At 32.0% G+C, this 23,260-nt stretch carries 21 protein-coding genes; 11 read left to right on the top strand and 10 right to left on the bottom strand.

Annotation, left to right across the window (positions count from 1 at the left end; translation table 11 throughout):
* Nucleotides 1–18: 18 nt before the first annotated feature.
* Nucleotides 19–465, bottom strand: coding sequence for an SRPBCC domain-containing protein (locus B3578_RS10525; RefSeq protein ID WP_219033967.1), 447 nt, complete (start codon nucleotides 463–465; stop codon nucleotides 19–21).
* A 173-nt stretch (nucleotides 466–638) separates the two neighbouring features.
* On the opposite strand from B3578_RS10525, the gene B3578_RS10530 reads away from it, so the two are divergent.
* Nucleotides 639–2,489, top strand: a complete 1,851-nt coding sequence (locus B3578_RS10530) for a CocE/NonD family hydrolase (protein WP_286494907.1) — start codon at nucleotides 639–641, stop codon at nucleotides 2,487–2,489.
* A 51-nt stretch (nucleotides 2,490–2,540) separates the two neighbouring features.
* On the opposite strand, the gene B3578_RS10535 is transcribed toward B3578_RS10530, so the two are convergent.
* Complete coding sequence (locus tag B3578_RS10535) at nucleotides 2,541–2,957, bottom strand: OsmC family peroxiredoxin (RefSeq protein ID WP_115000360.1); 417 nt, start codon at nucleotides 2,955–2,957, stop codon at nucleotides 2,541–2,543.
* Nucleotides 2,958–3,203: 246 nt separating this feature from the next.
* Nucleotides 3,204–4,220, bottom strand: coding sequence for a YCF48-related protein (locus tag B3578_RS10540; protein ID WP_219033968.1), 1,017 nt, complete (start codon nucleotides 4,218–4,220; stop codon nucleotides 3,204–3,206).
* A 184-nt stretch (nucleotides 4,221–4,404) separates the two neighbouring features.
* Here B3578_RS10540 and glsA point away from each other — a divergent pair, with 184 nt between their 5' ends.
* From glsA to B3578_RS10565, 5 genes are all read left to right on the top strand, one after another.
* The gene (glsA, locus tag B3578_RS10545) at nucleotides 4,405–5,346 is read left to right on the top strand and encodes a glutaminase A (protein WP_371875726.1); all 942 of its coding nucleotides are present in this window, start codon (nucleotides 4,405–4,407) and stop codon (nucleotides 5,344–5,346) included.
* A 6-nt stretch (nucleotides 5,347–5,352) separates the two neighbouring features.
* Nucleotides 5,353–6,246 carry a LysR family transcriptional regulator gene (locus B3578_RS10550; protein ID WP_219033970.1) on the top strand — a complete coding sequence of 298 codons (894 nt, stop codon included), beginning with the start codon at nucleotides 5,353–5,355 and terminating at the stop codon, nucleotides 6,244–6,246.
* A 73-nt stretch (nucleotides 6,247–6,319) separates the two neighbouring features.
* Nucleotides 6,320–7,279 carry a YeiH family protein gene (locus B3578_RS10555; RefSeq protein WP_115000367.1) on the top strand — a complete coding sequence of 320 codons (960 nt, stop codon included), beginning with the start codon at nucleotides 6,320–6,322 and terminating at the stop codon, nucleotides 7,277–7,279.
* A 52-nt stretch (nucleotides 7,280–7,331) separates the two neighbouring features.
* A complete protein-coding gene (locus tag B3578_RS10560; RefSeq protein WP_219033971.1) occupies nucleotides 7,332–8,039 on the top strand; it encodes a peptidylprolyl isomerase in 708 nt (235 codons plus the stop codon).
* Nucleotides 8,040–8,068: 29 nt separating this feature from the next.
* Nucleotides 8,069–9,718 (top strand): B12-binding domain-containing radical SAM protein, encoded by a 1,650-nt coding sequence (locus tag B3578_RS10565; RefSeq protein WP_291048545.1) that lies wholly within the window; start codon nucleotides 8,069–8,071, stop codon nucleotides 9,716–9,718.
* Between the two features lie 57 nt (nucleotides 9,719–9,775).
* Here B3578_RS10565 and B3578_RS10570 read toward each other — a convergent pair whose 3' ends face one another.
* The 5 genes from B3578_RS10570 to B3578_RS10590 form a co-directional block, all read right to left on the bottom strand.
* On the bottom strand, nucleotides 9,776–11,182 hold the full coding sequence (locus B3578_RS10570) for an efflux transporter outer membrane subunit (protein ID WP_219033973.1): 1,407 nt from the start codon (nucleotides 11,180–11,182) through the stop codon (nucleotides 9,776–9,778).
* Nucleotides 11,183–11,184: 2 nt separating this feature from the next.
* On the bottom strand, nucleotides 11,185–14,340 hold the full coding sequence (locus tag B3578_RS10575; protein ID WP_291048550.1) for an efflux RND transporter permease subunit: 3,156 nt from the start codon (nucleotides 14,338–14,340) through the stop codon (nucleotides 11,185–11,187).
* A gap of 13 nt (nucleotides 14,341–14,353) precedes the next feature.
* Nucleotides 14,354–15,595 (bottom strand): efflux RND transporter periplasmic adaptor subunit, encoded by a 1,242-nt coding sequence (locus B3578_RS10580; protein ID WP_291048553.1) that lies wholly within the window; start codon nucleotides 15,593–15,595, stop codon nucleotides 14,354–14,356.
* Nucleotides 15,596–15,624: 29 nt separating this feature from the next.
* The gene (locus tag B3578_RS10585) at nucleotides 15,625–16,119 is read right to left on the bottom strand and encodes a GbsR/MarR family transcriptional regulator (RefSeq protein ID WP_291048556.1); all 495 of its coding nucleotides are present in this window, start codon (nucleotides 16,117–16,119) and stop codon (nucleotides 15,625–15,627) included.
* Nucleotides 16,120–16,346: 227 nt separating this feature from the next.
* Nucleotides 16,347–16,907, bottom strand: coding sequence for a hypothetical protein (locus B3578_RS10590; protein ID WP_291048559.1), 561 nt, complete (start codon nucleotides 16,905–16,907; stop codon nucleotides 16,347–16,349).
* 192 nt (nucleotides 16,908–17,099) lie between these two features.
* Here B3578_RS10590 and B3578_RS10595 point away from each other — a divergent pair, with 192 nt between their 5' ends.
* Both B3578_RS10595 and B3578_RS10600 read left to right on the top strand, forming a co-directional pair.
* Entirely contained in the window at nucleotides 17,100–17,633 is a 534-nt protein-coding gene (locus tag B3578_RS10595) for a hypothetical protein (protein ID WP_286494913.1), read from the top strand.
* A 56-nt stretch (nucleotides 17,634–17,689) separates the two neighbouring features.
* Entirely contained in the window at nucleotides 17,690–18,136 is a 447-nt protein-coding gene (locus B3578_RS10600) for a KTSC domain-containing protein (protein WP_038330588.1), read from the top strand.
* Between the two features lie 73 nt (nucleotides 18,137–18,209).
* Here the strand turns inward: B3578_RS10600 and B3578_RS10605 are convergent, their stop codons facing one another.
* On the bottom strand, nucleotides 18,210–19,184 hold the full coding sequence (locus B3578_RS10605; RefSeq protein WP_219033979.1) for a deoxyhypusine synthase family protein: 975 nt from the start codon (nucleotides 19,182–19,184) through the stop codon (nucleotides 18,210–18,212).
* Nucleotides 19,185–19,217: 33 nt separating this feature from the next.
* The gene (locus B3578_RS10610) at nucleotides 19,218–20,600 is read right to left on the bottom strand and encodes an arginine decarboxylase (RefSeq protein ID WP_180904450.1); all 1,383 of its coding nucleotides are present in this window, start codon (nucleotides 20,598–20,600) and stop codon (nucleotides 19,218–19,220) included.
* Between the two features lie 415 nt (nucleotides 20,601–21,015).
* On the opposite strand from B3578_RS10610, the gene B3578_RS10615 reads away from it, so the two are divergent.
* The 3 genes from B3578_RS10615 to B3578_RS10625 are packed head-to-tail and all read left to right on the top strand — an operon-like array spanning nucleotide 21,016 to nucleotide 23,253.
* Entirely contained in the window at nucleotides 21,016–21,789 is a 774-nt protein-coding gene (locus B3578_RS10615; RefSeq protein WP_038330582.1) for a ParA family protein, read from the top strand.
* 5 nt (nucleotides 21,790–21,794) lie between these two features.
* On the top strand, nucleotides 21,795–22,685 hold the full coding sequence (locus B3578_RS10620) for a ParB/RepB/Spo0J family partition protein (RefSeq protein ID WP_038330580.1): 891 nt from the start codon (nucleotides 21,795–21,797) through the stop codon (nucleotides 22,683–22,685).
* Nucleotides 22,675–23,253: a DUF5683 domain-containing protein gene (locus B3578_RS10625; RefSeq protein WP_180904451.1), complete on the top strand. Its 579-nt coding sequence runs from the start codon at nucleotides 22,675–22,677 to the stop codon at nucleotides 23,251–23,253. Before B3578_RS10620 ends, B3578_RS10625 begins: the two co-directional genes overlap by 11 nt.
* The last annotated feature ends 7 nt before the right edge of the window (nucleotides 23,254–23,260 follow it).

Genomic DNA, 23,260 nt, shown 5'->3' on the forward strand with positions numbered 1-23,260 from the left:
TATGTCTTTTGTTCATTTTTAAGGTTTCATAAAATCAAAAGCACCTTTGCGCAAATTAATTCCATATTCGAGATAAGCTTTCAAACAAGCCAAGAAATTAGCCCAACCTTCTGTTTGTCCCATCAATTGCTTAATTCCAGCTTCATCATCATTCATTTCATGTTCAATGACTTTGACAATTGTCGAATCATTTTCTCCTTTTTCAAGAAAAATTTCCACCAACATATCATCAACACCGCCACTCCAATCAAACGAAATGTATTCATCTTGTTTTAAATCGCCTCCCATTACAGGAAAAATATCATCAAACTCAGGGAATTTCCATTCAACAATTTTTCCAGTTTCGATAGCACCCGTAGAAGAAGCGATAAAATATTGATTCATCTTATTTGGATTAACAATCGCATCAAAAACTTCATTTTTAGGTTTCTGAATTTGAATTGTTGCTTTTGCAGTTAACTTCATTTCAATTGATTTTGGCTAACTAATTTAGTCAAAAAAAGTGTTCGAATTTTCAAATTCATAAAAAATAATTAAAACTTTATCGATATTGAAATCATTTGTAGAAAATAATTCGATTTATAAGTGTAAAATTTAAAAGTTTTTTACATTTATAGTATTGTAAAATTGATAAACACGTGAAAAAATTTACTCAAAAAGCAACTCTACTTAGTCTTATTTTGATGAGTGGAATTAGCTATGCGCAAGTTGCAAAAGCAGATTCTGCCTATGTTAGAGAGCATTATGAAAAGACCGAACAATTGATTCCGATGCGAGATGGAACGAAATTGTTCACGGCTATTTATACGCCAAAAGATCAAACCAAAAAATATCCTGTTTTACTTAATCGAACACCTTATACCGTAGCGCCTTATGGAGCAAATGAGTATAAAAAATCGCTTGGAAATTTCCCTGCAGAAATGCGCGAAGGTTTTATTTTCGTGTACCAAGATGTGAGAGGAAAATGGATGAGCGAGGGTGAATTTGAAGATGTACGACCTGTTAATAAAACGAAAAATAAAAAAGCGATTGACGAAAGTACAGATACGTACGACACATTGGAATGGTTGGCAAAAAACATGAAAAATTACAACCAAAAAGCTGGAATCTATGGAATTTCTTATCCTGGTTTTTATTCAACAATGAGTTTAGTTAATTCGCATCCAACCTTGAAAGCTGTTTCGCCACAAGCACCAGTTACGAATTGGTTTTTAGGCGACGATTTTCATCACAATGGTGTATTATTTCTGAATGATTCTTTCAAATTTATGTCGTCATTTGGTGTAAAACGTCCGCAACCAATTACGCCAGATAAAGGTCCAAAATCATTAGAATATCCAATCAAAGATAATTACCGTTTTTATTTAGAAGGTGGATCTGTAAAGGAATTGAAGGATAAATATTTTCAAGATAATATCAAATTCTACAATGATTTGTTTGCACATCCTGATTATGATCAATTTTGGCAAGATAGAAATCCTTTGCCACATCTTACCAATGTGAAACCTGCTGTGATGACGGTTGGTGGTTTCTTTGACGCAGAGGATGTTTATGGTGCTTTTGAAACTTATAAAGCAATTGAAAAGCAAAATCCGAATGCGACAAATATTTTGGTCGCTGGACCATGGTTTCATGGTGGTTGGGTTCGCTCTAAAGCCGATACGTTTGGCGATATGCAGTTTGGAACGCCAACAGGTGAATATTATCAGCAACAAATTGAATTACCTTTTTTCAATTATTATTTAAAAGATAAAGGAAATTTCAAACCGACAGAAGCGCAAATCTTTATCACAGGTTCTAACGAATGGAAACAGTTTGATACTTGGCCACCAAAGAATGTGACAACTCAGAAAATGTATTTGCAAGCCAACGGAAAAATATCTTTTCAACAGACTAATAATACAAGTTTTGATGAATATGTAGCAGATCCAAATAATCCTGTTCCATATCAAGGTGGTGTTTTAGAAAGTCGTCCACGAGAATATATGGTCGATGATCAACGATTTGCGTCAACTCGTCCTGATGTTATGGTTTATCAAACCGATATTTTAACGGAAGATATGACAATCACAGGTCCAATTATAAATCATTTATTTGTTTCATCAACAGGAACAGATGCTGATTATGTAGTAAAATTGATTGATGTTTTTCCTGAAGATACACCAAAATATAATGGGAAATTGATGGCTGGATATCAAAATTTGATTCGTGCCGAAATTATGCGAGGAAAATACCGCAATAGTTTTGAAAAACCCGAAGCAATGGTTCCTAATCTGAAAACAAATGTAACGTATTCTATGCCAGATGTTGGACATACTTTCAAGAAAGGACATCGTATTATGATTCAAGTTCAAAATACATGGTTTCCTTTAGCAGACCGCAATCCGCAACAATTTATGAATGTTTATGAAGCAACCGCGAAAGATTTCTTGAAACAAACACAACGAATTTATCACGATTCTTACATCGAAATTCCAGTTTTGAAATAACAAAAAATCCAACAAGTAATTTGTTGGATTTTCTATTTTGATTCTATCAATTTATTCAACTAAAACTGCAGAAATCAACACTTTTTCGAAACTAAATGAAACACTAATCGGACAGGTTTCTTCTGCCTCTTTTGCTATTTTCTGAAATTCTTCATCTGTAATCGAAGGAATACTTGCTGTTAAACTTAATTCTGATCGAACAACTTTTCCTCCTTCAAAAACAATTTTACAATCGGTTTCTAATTTTTCTGCTGTATAACCTGCGTCTCCAAGTAATGCAGAAGTTTTCATTGTAAAACAACCTGCATGAGCCGCTGCCAGAAGTTCTTCTGGGTTTGTTCCTACTCCTTCTTCAAATCGACTTTTGAACGAATATTGCGTATTATCTAATACTGTACTTTGTGTGGTTAATGTTCCTGATCCTTCTGTAACCGAACCATTCCAAACTGCTTTTGCACTTCTTTTCATTTTGAATATTTTTTAGATTGAATTTTATTAAAGTTAAAGATTATGAAATCATAAGAAGAATTAATTCTCAACTTTAAGAATAATTTTAACGAAAAAAGTTCAGATAAAAAATATCTGAACTTTTACTAAAAAAACTACTAACCACCCTTTACTATGAATTGTATTAGGTTATTCAAATTTACTAAGAAACTAATATTTATAAAATTGAAAATCAATTTCTAATCTAATTTTAATTTTAGAAAATCTTTATAACGTAACTTTTCCTATCTTTCCTTTATTCCCAACCAAAATCACATATTTCTTATCTGGCGAAACTGTACACGTATTGTAACTATCTTGTGTAATAGTTGTCCAATTATGTCCTCCATCTGCTGAATAATCCACTCCAGAATATCCACAAACCAAGACTTTATCTTTTGAAATAATTGTTACGCCAGATTTATATCCTGTTGGATATTTCCATGAATCTTGAAAAGCAATTTTACCATTTGTCAACTTAAATTTATAGAAATTATAGCTCGAATCTTCTGGTTTTGTAAAATCTCCACCAACCAAATATCCTACATTATTTGTTGCGTCATAAGCCATTCCATTAATTCCAGAAGTAGAACTTTTTGTTTTCTCTAACGCATACATTTGACCACCTTTTGGCGTATAATAGTATAAATTCGATAGCTCTCCTCCTGTCACAATCAAGGTTTGCTTTGCATCTACATACAAATTACTTCCACTTGAAGCAAAAAAAGCTTCTTTCGGATTTTTTAAACGCAAAGGTTGACCATGAAGCGATTTTGCAACTTCCCATTTTGTCGGATCAGTAATCGAAGACGTTAATACAAATGGTTTATCTGGCGACATTGGATCGCCCAAGACAATAATCTTTTTCGAAGTTTTATCCACATAAATTGCATCTAAAAAAATACCTTTTTCATTATTTTCATACACTTTATTCCATGATTTTCCGCCATCTTTCGTTTGCAAAACATAAGCAGGAGAATCAATTCCTAAAGCTAAATAGTTATCTTTTCCTAAAACTTCTACATCTCTAAAATCTCTATTTTCAACAACTTTCGGGTTAATCCAACTAAATGTTTTACCACCATCTATCGTTTTACCAATTGTATTTTTTGAGCCAGAAACAATAAACGTTTTTGCATCCTGAAAAGCCAAACCTCGGTAACTAACAGACGAATTTTCCTCATTAATCACTTGATAGGTTTGCGCAAAAGACAAACTCGATAACAATAGGACGAAATATTTCATTTTTTTATAAATTTTAGATTCTACATTTTATATAAAACTATTTTATCTCGGCGAATCAACCAAATATTTTTTAAGTTTGTGTTTTACATCAAATAAAATGAAACGATATACATTCTCAACATTACTTCTAAGTCTTACTTTAACATGTTTTAATCCAATTAATCAAACTGTTTATGGACAAAATATGTCAAAAAATAGTTCGAGAAGTTTACAGATTAATGAAAAAACATTAAACGATATTCTTGAGAGAAATAAAGCTTTTTACAAAGAAGGAAAAGTTGCCGATTATATTCCAGAATTAGGAAAAATGCAAGCGGATAAAATTGCTTTTTCTGTAGTTAATGAAAATGGTAAAGTGATAAATGTTGGCGATATCAATCAAAAATTTACAATTCAAAGTATTTCTAAAATCATTGCGTTGATGATTGCTGTTACAGAAAAAGGGGAGAAAAATGTATTTTCTAAAATGGGTTATTTCGGAACAGATAAACCATTTAATCATTACGCAAACCTTGAAACGACAGGAAAACCTCTGAATCCAATGATGAATGCTGGTGCGATTTTAACAACTTCTATGATTGATGGTGAAGGTGAAATTCCTTTCAAAAAAATCCTTGAAATGGTTCGCTACATCACCAAAAATAATTCGATAGATTATAGCAAATCCGTTTATAATTCTGAAAAAGAAACGGGACACAAAAATCGTGGAATGTTTTATTTGATGAAAAATAATGGCTTGATTGAAGGTGATGAAGAAAAGTTGAACAACTATTTCAAACAATGTTCTATCGAAGTAACTGCCGAAGATTTAGCTAAAATTGGTTATTTCTTTGCGCATCAATGCACACGTTTTGATGGTGATGCAACGTATAAAAATCCAGAAATCTCACAGTTAATTCAATCTCAAATGTTGACTGCTGGAATGTATGAATTTAGTGGCAAATATTCACGCACCGTTGGTTTACCAAGTAAATCTGGCGTTGGTGGCGGAATTACCGTTTCCGTTCCAAACAAAATTGGTATCGGCGTTTTCAGTCCTGCACTTGACGAACATGGGAATTCCGCAGCTGGATATCATATGATTTTGGATTTGGTAAAGCAATACAATTTAAGCTTATTTCAATAATTTCTTATGTTCGATTTTAGATTAAAAGTTTTTGATACGGTTGCTAAACGATTGAATTTCACGAAAGCAGCAAACGAATTAAACATAACACAACCAGCTGTTACAAAACACATTAAAGAAATTGAATTAAATCTTAACATTAAGTTATTTGAACGAAATGGGACGAAAATAAAATTGACCAAAGCTGGTGAAATTCTATTAAAATATACAGAAGAAATTTTTTCTGTTTATCAAAAAATGGAATTTGAAATTGGGCAATTACAAGAAAAACAAAAAGGAATTTTACGTTTGGGTGCAAGTACGACAATTGCGCAATATGTATTACCTCCTATTTTGGCAGAATTTCGAAAAAGATTTCCTGAAATTCAATTGAGTTTGGTGATTCAAAATTCGGAAAGAATTGAAGAATTATTAGGAAATCATAAAATCGATGTCGGTTTAATTGAAGCTCAAATCAAAAATAGAACGTTTCATTATTTTCCGTTTATGAAAGATGAAATTGTGTTAGTTTCTCGTCAAAATCATTCTATTTTTACCAAAAATAATATCAAATTAGATGATTTAAAGAACATTCCGTTGGTTTTTCGGGAACCTGGTTCTGGAACTTTAGAAACCATTGATTTAGCTTTAAAATCGAAAAATATAAAGCTAAATGAACTCAATATCGAAATTCAATTGGGAAGTACAGAAAGTATAAAATCGTATGTGTTACATTCTGATGCTTTAGCGTTTTTATCAATTCAATCTATTTTACAAGAACTTAAAAATCAAACTTTAACTATTATTGACATTAAAAACCTTGTGATAGAACGTAATTTCAATTTTATCATTCCAGAAGGTGATCAATCTAAATTGGTGAATTTGTTTATTAATTTTTGCAATAGTTATAACTTAAAGTAATAATAGATTACTTTTTATCATTTCTTTTTGAATAATAAGTACAAGAAATTTGTACCATAAAATTATTCAAATCATGAAAATTATACATTCAGAAAAAGGCTTATTTCAACAATTCACTACACAAAAAGTTATCTTTTTAATTTGTGCATTTCTATGTTTAATGCCTTTTATAAGCTCTCCTATCGCATTAGTTTTAGGATTTGTTGTTGCGCAAATATTTGGAAATCCATACGAAGTACAATCACGAAAAGTATCAAACACTTTACTGAAAGTTGCTGTGGTAGGTTTAGGATTCGGAATGAATATTTTTTCGGCTATACAAGCAGGAAAAGAAGGAATTGTATTCACCGTTGTAAGTATTTCTACGTTGATGATTTTAGGATTTTTATTTACCAAACTCTTCAAAATTGAAAAAGCTACAGGCTACCTAATTTCCGCTGGAACAGCAATTTGCGGAGGAAGTGCAATCGCTGCAATCGCGCCAATTACAAAAGCAAAACCCAATCAAATTTCGGTTGCTTTAGCAGTAGTTTTCACATTAAACTCAATTGCATTATTGATTTTCCCACCGCTTGGACATTTATTCAACTTATCTCAACACGAATTTGGTTTATGGTGCGCTATCGCAATTCACGACACAAGTTCTGTCGTTGGAGCAGCAAGTAAATACGGAGAAGAAGCTTTACAAATCGCTACAACAGTGAAATTAGCTCGCGCACTTTGGATTATTCCATTATCGTTTTTAACCTTATTGTTTTTCAAAAACAACACATCAAAAATTAATATTCCGTGGTTTATTGGTCTATTTTTAATCGCTATTTGTGTGAATACCTATGTACCTTTTGTCCATCAATTTAGTCCAATTATTATCGATCTATCTAAAGCTGCTCTTACGCTTACATTATTCTTAATCGGCACAAGTTTATCATTCAAAATGATGAAAAATATCGGCTACAAACCGTTATTAATGGCGATTATTTTATGGGTAATTATTGGTGTTGGAAGTTTAATTATGATTATGAATTTAGCTTAAAATCATTCAGATTTCTATATTTGTTGTTATCTTTAGAACAAGAAAATTTACAATGAATCATCGATTATTAAAAAATATTGCTCTCGGAATTGGATTTTCAATTTCGAGTTTTGTTTCTGCGCAAACCTATACTTTAAAATTCAAAACTAATTACGGAAAATTTGATGTAATGTTATATGATTTCACTCCCAAACATCGCGATTTGATTTTGAGTGAGATTAATAAAGGAACTTATACAAATGCACAATTTAACAGAGTTGTGAAAGATTTCGTCATTCAAGGAGGCGAATTAGATGATCCTATTTTGGCGCGAGAAGCCGAACATCCAGAGCAAAAACCGATTCGTTTAGCGCCAGAATTTAATCCGAAAGCTTTTCATAAAATGGGAGCTTTAGGTGCTGGTCGAGATGGAAATAAAGAAAAAGCTTCTTATTACAATCAAATTTATTTTGTTGTAGGAAAAAAAATTACAGCGAAAGAATTAGATGATTTGGAAACTAAAAAAGGAATCAAATTTACAGCAGAACAACGCGCTGAATATTTAAAAAATGGCGGACAGCCTCGTTTAGATCATGATTTTACAGTTTTTGGAGAAATTACAAAAGGTTTAGACAAAGTCATGAAAATTAGTGAATTTGAAACAAAGAACGAATTACCATTAGAACCTGTTATTTTTTCAATCAAAGTGAAAAAGAAAAAAACGCCTACAAAATATAACAAAACAAGTGTTTCTTTGGGCGGTACAGCGATAGGTTTTTAATTATTATTTTTGCAAATCAATTACAAATTATGCAATCATCAATTTTATTAACGACTTTAAACGCAAAATATATTCACCTCAATTTGGCAATTCGTATTTTGTACGATTTAAATCATCATCATGGAAATATTTTTTGGAAAGAATTTACGATTAAATCTGACTTTGATGAAGTTGCAGAAAAATGCGTTAAATACAATATTATCTGTTTTAGTTGCTACATTTGGAATATTACGCAGACGTTAGAAGTTTGTAAACGAATCAAACAAATTTCTCCTGAAACTAAAATTTTGATGGGTGGACCAGAAGTTAGTTACGAATATGATGATGTGATTGCAAATGATTATATCGACTATATCATTGTAGGTGAAGGAGAAATTCCGTTCGAGGAATTTGCAGCAAATTATCCCGCAATAGAAAATGTACCGAATTTAGTTTACAAAAAAGAGAACAAAGTTGTTTTCAATGCACAAAATATTCAATTTGATATTAATCGATTAAAAGGTCGAAATCCTTATCAATACGATAATCCAGCGGATTTGGAAAAGAAGGTTTGTTACATCGAAACTTCTCGTGGATGTCCTTATAAATGTGAGTTTTGTTTAGCAAGTTTAGACAATAAAATGCGCTATTTGCCGATGGAAACCATTAAAGAAAATTTGTTGTATTTGATGAAGCATGGAAAAACAATTAAGTTTTTGGATCGAACATTTAATATAAAACGTGATTTTACGATCGAATTGTTTCAATTTATTTTGGATCATTATCGTGAAGGAAATGTTTTTCAGTTCGAGATTACAGCAGATATTGTTCATCCTGATATTATAAAATTCATCAACGAAAATGTTCCAAAAAATCTTTTCCGTTTCGAAATCGGAATTCAAACCGTTAATCAACAAAGTAATCGAGAAGTTTCGCGCAAGCAAAATTTTGAAAAAACGTCAAATGTTATCAATCAATTGAAAGATCGTATTGAGATGCATTTAGATTTAATTGTTGGTTTACCTTTGGAATATATTGATGATTTGAAATTTAGTTTCGAAGAAACCTTTAAACTATATCCACCAGAATTGCAATTAGGTTTTCTGAAATTTCTGAAAGGGACTCCAGTTCGTCAAAAATATGAAAACTATGGTTACCATTTTGATCCAATGCCGCCTTATCAAATTATAAAAAGTGATTTTTTAAGTGAAAATGATTTAGAAAATATTACTGCTTTAGAAAATGCTCTGGAGATTTATTGGAACAAACCAAGAACGCCAGAAACGCTGAAATATATTAGTCAAAAGTATTCTATTTTCGATTATTTGATGGGATTAGGACAATATTTTGAGCAGCATCATTTGTTTCACAAACATACCTTGAACGATGTTTTTCAAACGATTTACGATTTTGCGCAAACATTTACAAACGACAAAATTATATTAGAATTAATCGCGATTGATTATTATAGTTTTCATAAATCAAAACCAAAAGATTTATTTGAAATGGAACAAAAAATTGAAGAAGATTTGAGTGAACTTGCTTCTCATCCAAAAAGTAAATTTGTTTCGATTCCAATTTCATTTGATTATCTAATTTGGAAAGATGAAAATCGAATTGAAGAAACTACTGAAAATTGGTTAATAGAATTTGTAGGAACTTCTCACAATATTATTCATTGCGAAGTTTTAGAGAAATAGAAGTATAAAAAAACCTCTCAAATATTTGAGAGGTTTTTTTCTTAAGATTAGAATTGCTTATTGCCATCCACCTCCAACAGCGCGATATAATTCGACCATTGATGATAAAGATGATAATTTCGCATCAACAACATTCAATTCAGCATTCAACCCATTGTCTCTTGCTGTAATTACTTCTAAATAGTTTGCCATACCGTAGTTTAACAATTCTTCAGAATAGGTAATTGCTTGATTGTATAATTGATATTCTTTTTGTTTATATTCAGCTTTCTTCGTTGCTGCATCGTATGTGTATAACGCATCAGAAACCTCTTTACTTGCATTTAAGATTTTGCTTTTATAATTAATCAAAGCATTTTCTTGATTTGCTAAAGCAACTTCTTTTTGCGTACGCAATTTACGTTGTTGTAACAAAGGTTGAGTTAAGCTACCGATCACCGTTGCAAATAAAGATTGCGCACTAAATAATTTATCAATATCAATTCCTTGTACACCACCTGTTGCAGTAATAGAAAGAGAAGGATAAAAACTTGCATTCGCAACGTTAACATTCTCAAAAGCGTTCATCAATCCAAACTCTGCAGCTTTGATATCAGGACGATTTTCTAATAATTGAGCTGGAACACCAACAGATAATTTTTCGTCAATTTTTTGAGAAGCTAAGTTTGTACGATTAATAGATTGAGGATTTGTTCCTAACAAAATACTCATCACATTTTCATTCATCTTAATTCCATTTTCAACGTCAACCAATAATGATTTCACATTGAACAATTGCGCTTCTGTTTGGTTAACTGCAACTTCTGTTACATTCCCAGCTTCTTTCAAAGCTTTCGTTGTTTCTAAACTTTGCTCGCGGTTGATTAAAGTTTTATCTAAAATTCTTTTTTGCTCATCTAAAGCCAATAAGTTGTAATATGCATTTGCAATAGATGCAACAATTTGCGTTTTTACCGCTTTGTGTGCTTCTACAGTTTGCAAATAAGTTGCTGCAGATGCACGTTGATTACTTCTAATTTTACCCCAAATATCTGCTTCCCAACTTAAGTTCCCTGAAACTTCGTATTGACTTTGTGCACGTTTTGACATCAATGCACCAAATTGAGTATTACGAGAGTTTTCTGTAAACGTATATTTCGGACCTACAGATAAAGTTGGTAAATAACCTGCTTTACCTTGTTTAGCATACGCCTCAGCAACTGCAATATTTTGCAGTGCTGAACGTATATCTAAATTATTTTGTAAACCTTGATTAATCAAAGCTTGTAATTGAGTGTCTGTAAAAATTTGTTTCCAAGAAACAGTTGCAACACTTGCACTGTCTTTTGCAATAACATCTGTTCTGAAATTTGCTTCATTTACAACAGCTTCAGGACGATGATAATCTTTTGCTACGAAACAAGACTGAACAGCAAACAATCCAGCTGCGATTAAAGTAATATTAAATATTCTGTACTTTTTCATTTTTAGATTGAATTATTATGTTCAATTTCTTCTTGTGGACGATCAAATTTAACTGGTTTAACTTTTTCTTGTAATGTTTGGAAAACAACAAACAATACTGGAATAACAAATAAACCTAAAATTGTACCTACCAATAAACCAAATGCTGCTCCAGTAGCTACAGAACGGTTACCAGCAGATGATACACCTGTTGCAAATACTAATGGCATTAATCCTAAAATAAAGGCAAAAGATGTCATCAAAATTGGACGTAAACGAGCTTTAGCTCCATCTATAGCTGCCTGAACAATTGACATTCCGTGTACACGTCTTTGTAAAGCGAACTCTACAATCAAAATGGCATTTTTAGCGAGTAACCCAACCAACATGATTAAGGCAATTTGGAAATAGATATTATTTTCTAATCCAGCTAACCATTGAGATAAATACGCCCCCATCATACCACAAGGAACAGATAATAATACTGCGAATGGTAAAACATAAGATTCATATTGTGCAGATAAGATAAAGTACACGAATACGATACATAAAGCAAAAATCATTGCTGTTTGAGAACCTGAATTAATCTCCTCACGAGTAAGACCTGTAAAGTCAGTACTATAAGAAGTAGATAATGTTTGTTCAGAAACTTGATTAATTGCTGTAATCGCATCACCTGTAGAGAATCCTGGTTTTACTGCTCCTGTAATATTAGCTGATGTAAATAAGTTGAAACGGTTAACAGAGTTAGGACCATACACACGTTTTAAAGTCACAAATTGTGAAACTGGTGTCATTGAACCTGCATCCGTTTTCACGAACATTTTATTTAAGCTTGTTTCATTGATACGATCATCTGGTGAAGCTTGAATGTACACACGGTATTGTTTACCAAAACGTGTAAAGTCAGCTGCATATAATCCTCCAATATATCCTTGTAAAGTTGAGAAAATAGAACTTACTGAAACACCAGATTGTTTTGCTCTTTCAATATTAACATCGATTTCGTATTGAGGAAAACCTGTGTTTAAAGATGTTTGAGCATACATAATTTCTGGACGTTGCATTAAAGCACCAATATATTCCTTTGCAACTTTATCAAAATCAGCAATATCTCCACCTGTTTTATCTAATAATTTCAACTCGAAACCAGAAGACATACCAAAACCTGGAATTGATGGTGGTTGGAAGAAAATCATTTGAGCATCAGGAATTTGAGCTGCAGCACCAAATAATTGTCCAATGATTGATTGTACTGATAAAGCATCTGTTGTACGTTCTTCGAATGGCTTCAATTTAATGAACATCATACCATAGTTAGAACCAGCTCCAGAAATAATAGAGTTACCCGAGATAATTGTTGCTTTATCTAATCCAGGAATTTTTTCAATTTTTTTCTGGAATTCTTTTTCAACTTCATATACACGGTCCATAGAAGCACCCGCTGGTAACTCGATATTACCAATAATAAACCCATTATCTTCAGTTGGTACGAAACCTGTTGGCATCATCTTTCCAACACCCCAAATTCCTAAACCACTTACAATAATCAATAAGAATGAAATCCATTTGTGTTTAATTAAAAATTTGAATGAATTACCATATTTATGTGTCATACGATCAAATGAAGCATTGAAAGCATCAAAGAATCGCTGAATAAAGTTACGTTTTTGCTCTCCTTCTTGATGTGGTTTTAAGAATAAAGCACACAATGCTGGAGATAATGTCAAGGCATTTAATGCCGAAATTAAAATGGCAACAATTAAAGTAATACCAAATTGTTTGTAGAATACTCCGGTTGGTCCTGAGATAAATGTTACTGGTACGAACACCGCACACATTACTAATGTAATCGAAACGATTGCTCCAGAAATTTCATCCATCGCATTTTTTGTTGCATCCATAGGAGCTTCGTGATGAGACTCCATTCGAGCATGCACGGCTTCCACCACAACAATGGCATCATCTACCACAATACCAATGGCGAGTACTAAGGCAAATAACGTTAATAAGTTTAACGAGAATCCTGCCAAATTAAGGAAAAAGAATGTACCAATAATAGACACTGGTACCGCAATCAATGGTACTAATGTAGAACGGAAATCTTGTAAGAAAATATATACAACAATAAATACTAAGATAAACGCTTCTATCATTGTGTGAACAACTTTAGAAATAGACGCATCTAAGAATGTATTTGTATCCATTAAGATAGTGTAAGAAACTCCTTCTGGTAATAATTTAGAAGCTTTTTCTAACTCAGCTCTCAAGTTTACAATAATTTCTTGTGCATTAGATCCTGGTGTTTGATAAACAGCAAATACAGCAGAAGGATCCCCATCCATTGCAGAACGTCCTGCATAAGATTGAGCACCAAATTCTACATTTGCTACATCTTTTAATCTTAGAACCTGTCCGTTTGGTAAAGATTTAATAACAATATTACGATATTGATCTTCTGTCTTGTATCGTCCAGAATATGTAATTGTATATTGGAATGACTGTCCAGAGTTTTCTCCTAACGAACCAGCAGCAGCTTCAAGAGATTCTTGAGATAAAGCTGCAGAAACTTCAGAAGGAACTAAACCATAACTTGCCATACGAGAAGGATCTAACCAAATACGCATAGAATAAGTCATCGCACCAAACACAGTTGCATCCCCTACACCGTTTACACGTTTTAAGGCTGGAATAATATTGATGTTCAAATAATTTTGAAGATAAATCTCATCGTATTTGGGGTTTGTTGAACTAAACGAAGCAAACATCAATGCTGATGTCTGTTGTTTTTGTGTCACAACCCCTGAACGAGTTACCTCCGAAGGTAATAATGGTGTAGCACGTGCCACACGGTTTTGTACGTTTACCTGTGCGATATCTCCATCTACACCTGGTTTAAATACAACATCAATAGAAGCAGAACCGTTATTAGAGGCAGTAGAAGAAATATAATCCATTCCTTCAACCCCATTCACCTGTTCCTCTATCGGGATAATTACAGACTCCATTACTGTCTTTGCATTCGCTCCGGGATATGAAGCAGAAATTTTTACAGTAGAGGGTGCAATATCTGGATATTGTGTTACCGGAAGCGATATAAGCCCCAGTATACCCAATATCAATATAAGGATAGAAATTACCGTAGATAATACGGGTCTTTCAATAAACTTTTTTAACATATCTATTTACAATTTAGAATACCGTTTTTGTAGATTCTACGATTTGATCAAAGTTTGCTGGAGTTGGTTTAACAGCTGTTTTATCACGTAGTTTTCCTACACCTTGTGCAACAACTTTATCACCTTTTTTCACTCCGTCTTTTACAACTGCCATATTATTCGCTCTTTCTACTACAGTAATTGGCGTTGCGTAAGCTGTATCTTTTGTTACTTTGTAAACATAAGTCATACCTTGTTGTTCAAACGTTGCAGCCTCTGGCACAACCAATACATCAACATAAGTTTTTGGAACACGAATACGCCCTGAGTTACCATTTGCCAAAAGCTTAGCCTCATTATTGAACGTAACACGGAAATCAATTGTCCCTGTTGTTGGATTAATTTGACCAGTTACAGTTTGTATTTTACCTTTCTCAGGATAAACATCTCCATTAGCTAATACTAATTCAACTGCTGGAATTTTGTTTAATTTATCTTTTAAAGTTGATCCTTCAGATTTAGAAATAAAGTTTAAATACTCTTTCTCATTCATAGAGAAATAAGCATATACTCTACTTGTATTTGAAACTGTAGTAATTGGAGTTTGATCTGTAGGACCAACTAATGTACCTTGACGAGAATTAATAGAACCAACCACTCCACTAATAGGTGCTCTAACAACAGAATAATCTACATTTGCTTGAGCTCCTTTGTAATTTGATTGAGCTTCAGTAACACCAGCCTGCGCTTGAGACTTAGCAGCTACAGCTTGATTATAACTCGCTTGTGCTTTTGCTAGATTAGCTTTTGCAGTTTCTAATTGTACATTACTAATAATATTTTTCTGTACCAACGGAGTCAATTTGTTTACCTCTACTTGAGCTGCTTGTACTGCCGCTTGTGCTGCACTTACATTAGCCTGAGCCGCTTTTACATTAGCTTGCGCTGCACCAACACCTGATTTTAAAGCATCCGCATTTTGAGTTAAAACATTTGTCTCTAATTTGAACAAAGGTTGACCAGCTTGTACATATTGACCTTCATCAACATAAACTTCTGTAATATATCCTTGGATTTTTGCACGAACATCATTATTTACAATACCTTGAATATTTGCAGGGTATTCATCATAACTCGTTACCACTTTCGTAGGCACATCAACTACCGGATAAGGCGTTGGACCTTGTGCTTGTTGAGCAGCAGCATTGTCTTTCTTTCCACAAGAACTCAAAGCTATTGCCAAAGCACCAACCATTATAACGTTAACGTTTTTCATATTACTTTTACTTATTTTCTAGTTGAATTTTATTTATTTTCTAGTTGAATTTTATTTATTTTTTGTATTGTTTCGTCTAATATCACTTTTGTTTGATTAAGATGTTCCAAATAGATATCAACTACTCTATTTTCAACATTTTTAGAAAGCGTATTATTCGCTAGTTTATGTTCTTTTATTCGATTTGTATAACCTATATCTTGAGAAATCATTTCAAATAAAAAATCTAATTTCTCTGTCAAATAATTAAAATTTAATCTAAAATATCTTTTTCTAGAATTAATTTTATTTATGTATTCGATGTGTTTCATCGATAGTAAGTAGTTAATAGAGTTTGATAAGGAACTTTTACTAACATTAAAAATCTCAAGAAGTTCTTCGAAAGTAAATCCCTCCTCATCTGATTCTAAAATCATGTATGCTTGCAACTTAGCCGTCAGTGGAGGAAAACCATAAGTTCTCTCCAAAAAAGCACTAAAGCTGCAAAAAAGATCCAAATTACATGCTTGATTTTTTATATTCATAATTGTATAATCTACAAAACCATGCAAATATAAAATAGTTAGTTCGGTTTACACAGAACTAACTATACTTTTTTCGATATTTAACAATTAATTAAATTAATAATTTGTTAATTCACATCTTAAATCCAAACAAAAAATAGACCAAACAAATTAAAAATAAAGCTATTATAGCATAATTAATTATTATTTTACACAATATTACATAAGCAACCTTTTGTTTAAAAGAACTATTGAGACTTAAAATTTATAGGAGTTTTTGTTAAAAAATTATTAATTTCATCAACATCGTTTAAATAATCGAATTTTAAATCTTCATGAAATTTTTCAAAAATAGAAAAAATCAATTTCAATCTCCCGTGTTGATAATTGTATAATTTTTCTGCATTATCTCCTGTTGTATAAGTTTCAAAAAGATAAGGATAACGACTAAAAGATTCTTGAATGATATATTTTCTCAATTCAAATTCTGACACTTTATCTTTCGTAATTTGAACATGATAATTCACAATTCCACTCAATGTTTTTAACGTCAACAACAATTGACGATGACTTCTATTTATATTAATCTGATTAATTAAGTGATGAGACTTTTTAAACTGCAAATCAATCTTTTCATAAATATTTTTTACACGATCTTGCAAATCATTTTCACCCTCTAATAATTGAAAATGCAAATGTTCTACTAAAGTTTCATCTTTATTGATAAGACGCAAAAGAAGTTTATCTTTTTCCTTTGAAGGAAGATCTAAGATAGAGTTTTTCAATTCAGGAACGTCTTTCAATTTCATACTTATTTTGTTTGTTGTTAGCTTGTTTAAAATTACAAAAATATTCGAGATAATTCATTTTACACAAAACGATTAAATCATATAAATAATGTATATTCGAAAAAATAAATCATAACCTAAATGCCAAAATCACTCAAAATCTACATCATTTCTTCAGTTCTCCTCATTTTATTTTTATTGAGTTTAAACCTTATGGGGTTGAATTTAAAAGGAGAATATACCTATCAAATTCTTGCTTGGACTTGGATTATTTTCACCTTTTACATCGTTATTAAATTTTGGAAAATTATCTATATCAAAATTTATGGTTTTTTACTTTTTGCTTTAGTTGGATTGAGCATTTTACCAATGGCAATTCCGTTTCTATCTATCGTTAGTTTTTTATTCAATATGAATACAATTCAAACCATTAAAGTAAATGATGAATATAAAATAGTAGTTACGAAAAAAGTTATGGCAATGAAACGTGCTTATATCTATAATTCTGAATCTAAATTTCCTATTTTAGAAAAATCAAACAATATCGCGAGACCAGATTATAGTGATATTGTTTCTGAAACATTAAATATTAATTCTGATGATCCAAAGCTATATGAATACGAAAACGAACCTATTCAGCAAGCTAAACTGATTTCTATAAACAAGGATAGTATTGGAATTGAATATCAAATTCTCAACAAAAAGAAAATTATTTATCATAACCTTAACGAAACTTATGGATATTAAACGTATTTCGTGATTTATAATCCGTACTTTTGCACTCCGAAAAAAGGATTATAATTATGAAAAGCGTTGTAGAACACAGAAAATTACTTGGAGTTGATAAAAATGTAACTCTAAAAGAGTTGAAAACAATTTACAGAAACACGATGAAAGATGCGCATCCTGATAAATTTATCAACGACGAAGCAGGCAAAATAGAAGCTGAAGAAAAAAGTAAAGTTGTGATCGAAGCATACCACTTTTTAGTAAGTATTAATCCTGAAACGCACGAAAAAAACAAAGAAGAATATACGATTACAACTGCAAAATCTAACATTCATGATTTTTATATGGATGAACAAATTTTGAAAGTAGAACATTTAGATGGAAATCATTACGAGTATTTTGGCGTTCCTAAAAATACGTACATCAAAATGGTAAATTCTGATTCTCCAAGCCGTTTTGCAAGAAGACATATCTATGGAAAATTTACGCATAGAAAAGCTGGTGAAGCAATGAAAGATTAATTATCGGAACGATATATAACAAAAAAACCACTTCAATCGAAGTGGTTTTTTTATGCTTAATATATTCTATTGATTAGTTTCCTAAAATATAGTTGAAAATCAATGGAGCAACAATAGTCGCATCAGATTCTATCATATATTTTGGTGTATCAACATCTAATTTACCCCATGTAATTTTCTCATTTGGAACTGCTCCAGAATAAGATCCGTAAGATGTCGTAGAATCAGAAATTTGACAGAAATATGCCCAGAAAGGAACATCTGTCCACTCTAAATCTTGGTACATCATTGGAACAACACAAATTGGGAAATCTCCAGAGATACCACCAGCAATTTGGAAGAAACCTACACCTTTACCATCAGAATTAGCACGATACCACTCTGTTAAGTAAATCATGTACTCAATTCCAGATTTTACTGTAGACGCTTTTAAATTTCCTTTGATTACGTTAGACGCAAAAATGTTTCCTGTTGTAGAGTCTTCCCAACCTGGACAAACGATAGGTAAATTTTTCTCAGCAGCAGCAACAATCCAAGAATCTTTCGGATCAATTTCGTAGTATTGCTCTAAAACTCCAGAATTTACAACTTGGTATAAAAATTCGTGTGGTAAATAACGCTCACCTTTTTCTTCTGCTGCATGCCAAACATTCTCTAAATGCTCTTGTAAACGACGAAAAGCCTCCTCTTCTGGAATACAAGTATCTGTAACACGGTTGAAGTGTGTATCTAACAATTCGCGCTCTTGCTCTGGTGTTAAATCACGGTAATTTGGAATTCTTTTATAGTGAGAATGCGCAACTAAATTCATTACGTCTTCTTCTAAATTTGCTCCTGTACAAGAAATGATGTGCACTTTATCTTGGCGAATCATTTCCGCTAATGAAATTCCTAATTCAGCAGTAGACATTGCTCCACCCAAAGAAATTAACATTTTACCACCTTCTAACAAGTGTTGCTCATATCCTTTTGCAGCGTCAACTAAAGCAGCTGCATTAAAGTGTCTATAGTTATGTTCTATAAACTGACTGATTGGTCCTTTACTCATTTTATTTGTTTTATATTTTATTAAAAATTCTAATTATTTATATCCTAATGTATTCAACACATCTTGATGCGTTTGTTCTTCTGAATATACTTTTGCTTCATAATTTTCGTCAATCAAAATATATTTGGGCTGAGGAATTAAACAGTGATTAATTCCACCAAAACCACTAATATTATCTTGGTAAGCTCCTGTATTAAAGAAACCGATATACAATGGTTTTGCTTGATCATATTTCGGAAGATAAATGGCATTTACATGCTGTTCTGAATTGTAATAATCGTCAGAATCACATGTTAAACCTCCTAATAATACACGTTCATACTTATCGTACCAACGGTTAATTGGCAACATTACAAATCGTTTCGAAATTGCCCAAGCATCTGGCAAAGTTGTCATAAAAGAAGAATCGATCATATCCCAATACTCTTTATCATTTTGTTTCTTTTGATAAAGAATTTTGTAGACTACTCCTCCACTTTCTCCTACTGTAAACGAACCAAATTCTGTAAAAATATTTGGAACAGGAATTCCTTCTTCATCACAAATCATTTTAATTTGCAACAAGATTTCTTTCGCCATGTATTCGTAATCATATTCGAAATTCAACGAATTTTTGATTGGGAATCCACCACCAATATTCAAACTATCTAATTCTGGACAAACTTTTTTAAGGTTTACATAAACTCTCAAACATTTTGTCAACTCATTCCAATAATACGAATTGTCTTTAATTCCTGTATTAATAAAGAAATGAAGCATTTTCAATTTAATGCGTTCATTAGGTTTTACCATTGTCTGATAAAAAGGAACAATATCCTTGTAACCAATTCCTAAACGAGAAGTATAAAATTCAAATTTTGGTTCTTCTTCCGATGCAATACGAATTCCGATTTCAAAATCACCTTCAATTGCCTCAGAAAACAAATCAACTTCCTCGTAATTGTCAATTACTGTAATCGTTTTACGATGTCCGCTATTTACCAAACGAGCAATATTTTCTACATATTCCTCACGCTTGAAACCGTTACAAACAACATATTGATCGTCTGTAATCAAACCTTCTCCAATCAAATTTTCGACAATATTAATGTCAAATGCAGAAGATGTCTCAATGTGAATATCGTTTTTTAATGCTTCACCTAAAATGTGACGAAAGTGAGAACTTTTTGTACAATAACAATAATTGTAAGTTCCCTCATAGTTTAACTCTTCACGCGCTTTTTCGAACCAACCTTTCGCTTTCTGAATGTTTTGCGAAATTTTAGGCAAATATGTGAATTTTAATGGTGTTCCATGTTCTTCGACCAAAGCTTTTAGGTCAATTCCATTAAATTTTAAGTACTCTCCATCTAATTCAAATTCATCTTGTGGAAAGTCAAATGATTGCGTGATTAAATCTATGTATTTAGTTTTCATTATGCTTTATAAATGTTACGTGTGTTTAATAATTCTAAAAATTTTGCAAAAAAATTAGGGTATTACAGACGTATCGCATAATATACATTGCGAAGCAATAAGGGGAAAGAAGAATTCTTAAATTCGTTTCTATTCATTAAAACTACTGCGTTAAAGCTCTTTCTATTCTCAACGCTTTCGAATAAAAGGTTAAAACTCATCAACTTTTTTTATTAAAAAAATTATAAAAATACTTGTCGCAAATATAAGTTTTTTAATTCTGTTAAAAAGATAAAATAATATTAAAATTTAGCTTTACAGAACTGATGTTTTATGATGTAAAACAAATATTCAACAATTATTCAAAAATTTATTTTTTCTTTAAGGTTTAGCAAGGTTAAATATTGTATTTTTGAAATCGTTTTGAACGTAAATTATGGGTAAAATTATTGCTATTGCTAACCAAAAAGGTGGTGTTGGTAAAACGACAACTTCGTTAAACCTTGCCGCTTCATTAGGTGTTTTAGAGAAAAAAGTTTTATTAATTGACGCAGATCCGCAAGCAAATGCAACATCTGGTTTGGGTTTTGATTTGGATGAAATCGAAGCTGGAACCTATGAAGTATTGGAAAATGAAGTGCTTGCGAGCAAAGCTATTTTACAATCAGAATCGCCAAACCTAGACTTGATGCCTGCTCATTTAGATTTAGTTGCTGCCGAGATTGAGATTGTAGATTACGAGAACCGCGAATACATGTTAAAAAACGCGCTATCAGAAATCAAAGATCAATATGATTATATTATTATAGATTGCGCGCCTTCACTTGGTTTAATTACTTTGAATGCGCTTACAGCTGCAGATTCTGTGATTATTCCTATTCAGTGCGAATATTTTGCATTAGAAGGTTTAGGAAAATTATTAAATACGATAAAAGGAATTCAACAACATCACAACAAAGAACTGGATATTGAAGGTTTATTGTTGACGATGTATGATTCGCGTTTACGCCTTTCTAATCAAGTATTAGACGAAGTGAACAATCATTTTCCGCAAATGGTTTTCAAAACAATTATTACTCGAAATGTACGTTTGTCAGAAGCACCAAGTTTTGGCGAAACAATTATTCAGTACGACGCAGCAAGTAAAGGTGCAGAAAATTACTTAAATTTAGCGCGTGAATTTTTAATTAACAACAACGATACAGTTTAAATAAAATGGCAAAGCCAAACAAAAATAATCGCTTAGGACGTGGATTATCTGCTCTATTAAAGGATGAACCAACTGTAAAAACAGCACAAGATGAAGGTGCAAAGAAATTGGTTGGAAACATTTTGGAAATAGATTTAGAAAAAATCACCGCGAATCCTTGGCAGCCACGAACTAATTTCGATAAAAAAGCTTTAGAGGAATTGGTTTCGTCTATTCAAACATTAGGCGTTATTCAACCGATTACGATTCGTAAAAAACCAACTGGTGAATATGAATTGATTTCTGGTGAAAGACGTTTTCGCGCTTCACAATTAGCTGGTAAAAAAACAATTCCAGCTTATGTACGTTTAGCAAATGACCAAGAAATGCTGGAAATGGCATTGGTCGAAAATATTCAGCGTCAAGATTTAGATGCGATCGAGATTGCGCTTTCTTACCAACAATTGATTGATGAAATCAAGTTAACACAAGAAGAATTAAGTAAACGTGTTGGGAAAGACAGAACGTCTATTACCAATTATTTGCGTTTATTAAAATTAGACCCAATTATCCAAACAGGAATTCGTGACGGAATGATTTCAATGGGACACGGTCGCGCTTTAATGGCTATTGATGATACTGATTTACAATTTGATATTTACGAAAAAATTGTCAAAAACAATTTATCTGTTCGCGATACAGAACGTTTAATCAAATCGATAAAAGAAGGTAAACCTGAGAAAAAAGCAACAAATGAATTACCTTCTCAGTACAAAGAAGCATTAAGTTCTATTTCAAATTCATTGAATACGAAAGTTGAAATAAAACGTGCAAATAATGGAAAAGGTAAAATAATTTTGAATTTTACTTCTGATGATGAGTTTGAACGATTAAGAAAATTTTTAAATGAGAATTAAAGCATTCTTACTTGGATTAACGATCTCTTCGACGTTTGCTTTCGGTCAAGTTAAAACGGATTCTTTAGTCGTTGTCGAAAATAATGTTATTGTAAACGATACAATGAGCGTAACTAAAGAAGCATTAATGGAGAAAAGTCCAATTAGAGCCTCTTTGTATTCGGCTATTTTACCTGGTGCTGGACAATTGTATAACAAAAAATGGTTAAAAGCACCTATTGCGCTTGGTTTAGTAGGTACAGGAACAGGTTTTACGATTTATTACAATAATTTGTACAAAAAATACCGAAAAGCTTATATTGCGGTAAGAGAAGGAACACCAAACGAATTCACAGGAATTTTATCTGCAGAGCAATTGGCAGTTATTCAAGATGATTACAAACGAAAACGCGATTATAGTGTCGCTTTAACTGCATTAGCTTATTTATTAAATATTGTAGATGCAACAGTAGATGCGCATTTATTCACAGTTCGTAATGACACAGAAATGTCATTCAAACCAACAGTCATTCAAGATGAAATGACATTAGAGCCAGTTTTAGGATTGGCATTTAACTTAAAATTTTAGAAATTAC

This window comes from Empedobacter sp. UBA1574 (genome assembly GCF_002322895.1).
Lineage (GTDB): Bacteria > Bacteroidota > Bacteroidia > Flavobacteriales > Weeksellaceae > Empedobacter > Empedobacter falsenii_B.

What these genes read in the sequence shown, in the direction of transcription:
- B3578_RS10555 (WP_115000367.1), top strand. Translation starts at nt 6,320, where the DNA reads ATGAAAATTATACATTCAGAAAAAGGCTTATTTCAACAATTCACTACA.
- B3578_RS10610 (WP_180904450.1), bottom strand. Translation starts at nt 20,600, where the DNA reads ATGAAAACTAAATACATAGATTTAATCACGCAATCATTTGACTTTCCA.
- B3578_RS10540 (WP_219033968.1), bottom strand. Translation starts at nt 4,220, where the DNA reads ATGAAATATTTCGTCCTATTGTTATCGAGTTTGTCTTTTGCGCAAACC.
- B3578_RS10560 (WP_219033971.1), top strand. Translation starts at nt 7,332, where the DNA reads ATGAATCATCGATTATTAAAAAATATTGCTCTCGGAATTGGATTTTCA.
- glsA (WP_371875726.1), top strand. Translation starts at nt 4,405, where the DNA reads ATGTCAAAAAATAGTTCGAGAAGTTTACAGATTAATGAAAAAACATTA.
- B3578_RS10580 (WP_291048553.1), bottom strand. Translation starts at nt 15,595, where the DNA reads ATGAAAAACGTTAACGTTATAATGGTTGGTGCTTTGGCAATAGCTTTG.
- B3578_RS10550 (WP_219033970.1), top strand. Translation starts at nt 5,353, where the DNA reads ATGTTCGATTTTAGATTAAAAGTTTTTGATACGGTTGCTAAACGATTG.
- B3578_RS10600 (WP_038330588.1), top strand. Translation starts at nt 17,690, where the DNA reads ATGAAAAGCGTTGTAGAACACAGAAAATTACTTGGAGTTGATAAAAAT.
- B3578_RS10525 (WP_219033967.1), bottom strand. Translation starts at nt 465, where the DNA reads ATGAAGTTAACTGCAAAAGCAACAATTCAAATTCAGAAACCTAAAAAT.
- B3578_RS10565 (WP_291048545.1), top strand. Translation starts at nt 8,069, where the DNA reads ATGCAATCATCAATTTTATTAACGACTTTAAACGCAAAATATATTCAC.
- B3578_RS10605 (WP_219033979.1), bottom strand. Translation starts at nt 19,184, where the DNA reads ATGAGTAAAGGACCAATCAGTCAGTTTATAGAACATAACTATAGACAC.
- B3578_RS10590 (WP_291048559.1), bottom strand. Translation starts at nt 16,907, where the DNA reads ATGAAATTGAAAGACGTTCCTGAATTGAAAAACTCTATCTTAGATCTT.
- B3578_RS10625 (WP_180904451.1), top strand. Translation starts at nt 22,675, where the DNA reads ATGAGAATTAAAGCATTCTTACTTGGATTAACGATCTCTTCGACGTTT.
- B3578_RS10615 (WP_038330582.1), top strand. Translation starts at nt 21,016, where the DNA reads ATGGGTAAAATTATTGCTATTGCTAACCAAAAAGGTGGTGTTGGTAAA.
- B3578_RS10535 (WP_115000360.1), bottom strand. Translation starts at nt 2,957, where the DNA reads ATGAAAAGAAGTGCAAAAGCAGTTTGGAATGGTTCGGTTACAGAAGGA.
- B3578_RS10575 (WP_291048550.1), bottom strand. Translation starts at nt 14,340, where the DNA reads ATGTTAAAAAAGTTTATTGAAAGACCCGTATTATCTACGGTAATTTCT.
- B3578_RS10620 (WP_038330580.1), top strand. Translation starts at nt 21,795, where the DNA reads ATGGCAAAGCCAAACAAAAATAATCGCTTAGGACGTGGATTATCTGCT.
- B3578_RS10570 (WP_219033973.1), bottom strand. Translation starts at nt 11,182, where the DNA reads ATGAAAAAGTACAGAATATTTAATATTACTTTAATCGCAGCTGGATTG.
- B3578_RS10595 (WP_286494913.1), top strand. Translation starts at nt 17,100, where the DNA reads ATGGGGTTGAATTTAAAAGGAGAATATACCTATCAAATTCTTGCTTGG.
- B3578_RS10585 (WP_291048556.1), bottom strand. Translation starts at nt 16,119, where the DNA reads ATGAATATAAAAAATCAAGCATGTAATTTGGATCTTTTTTGCAGCTTT.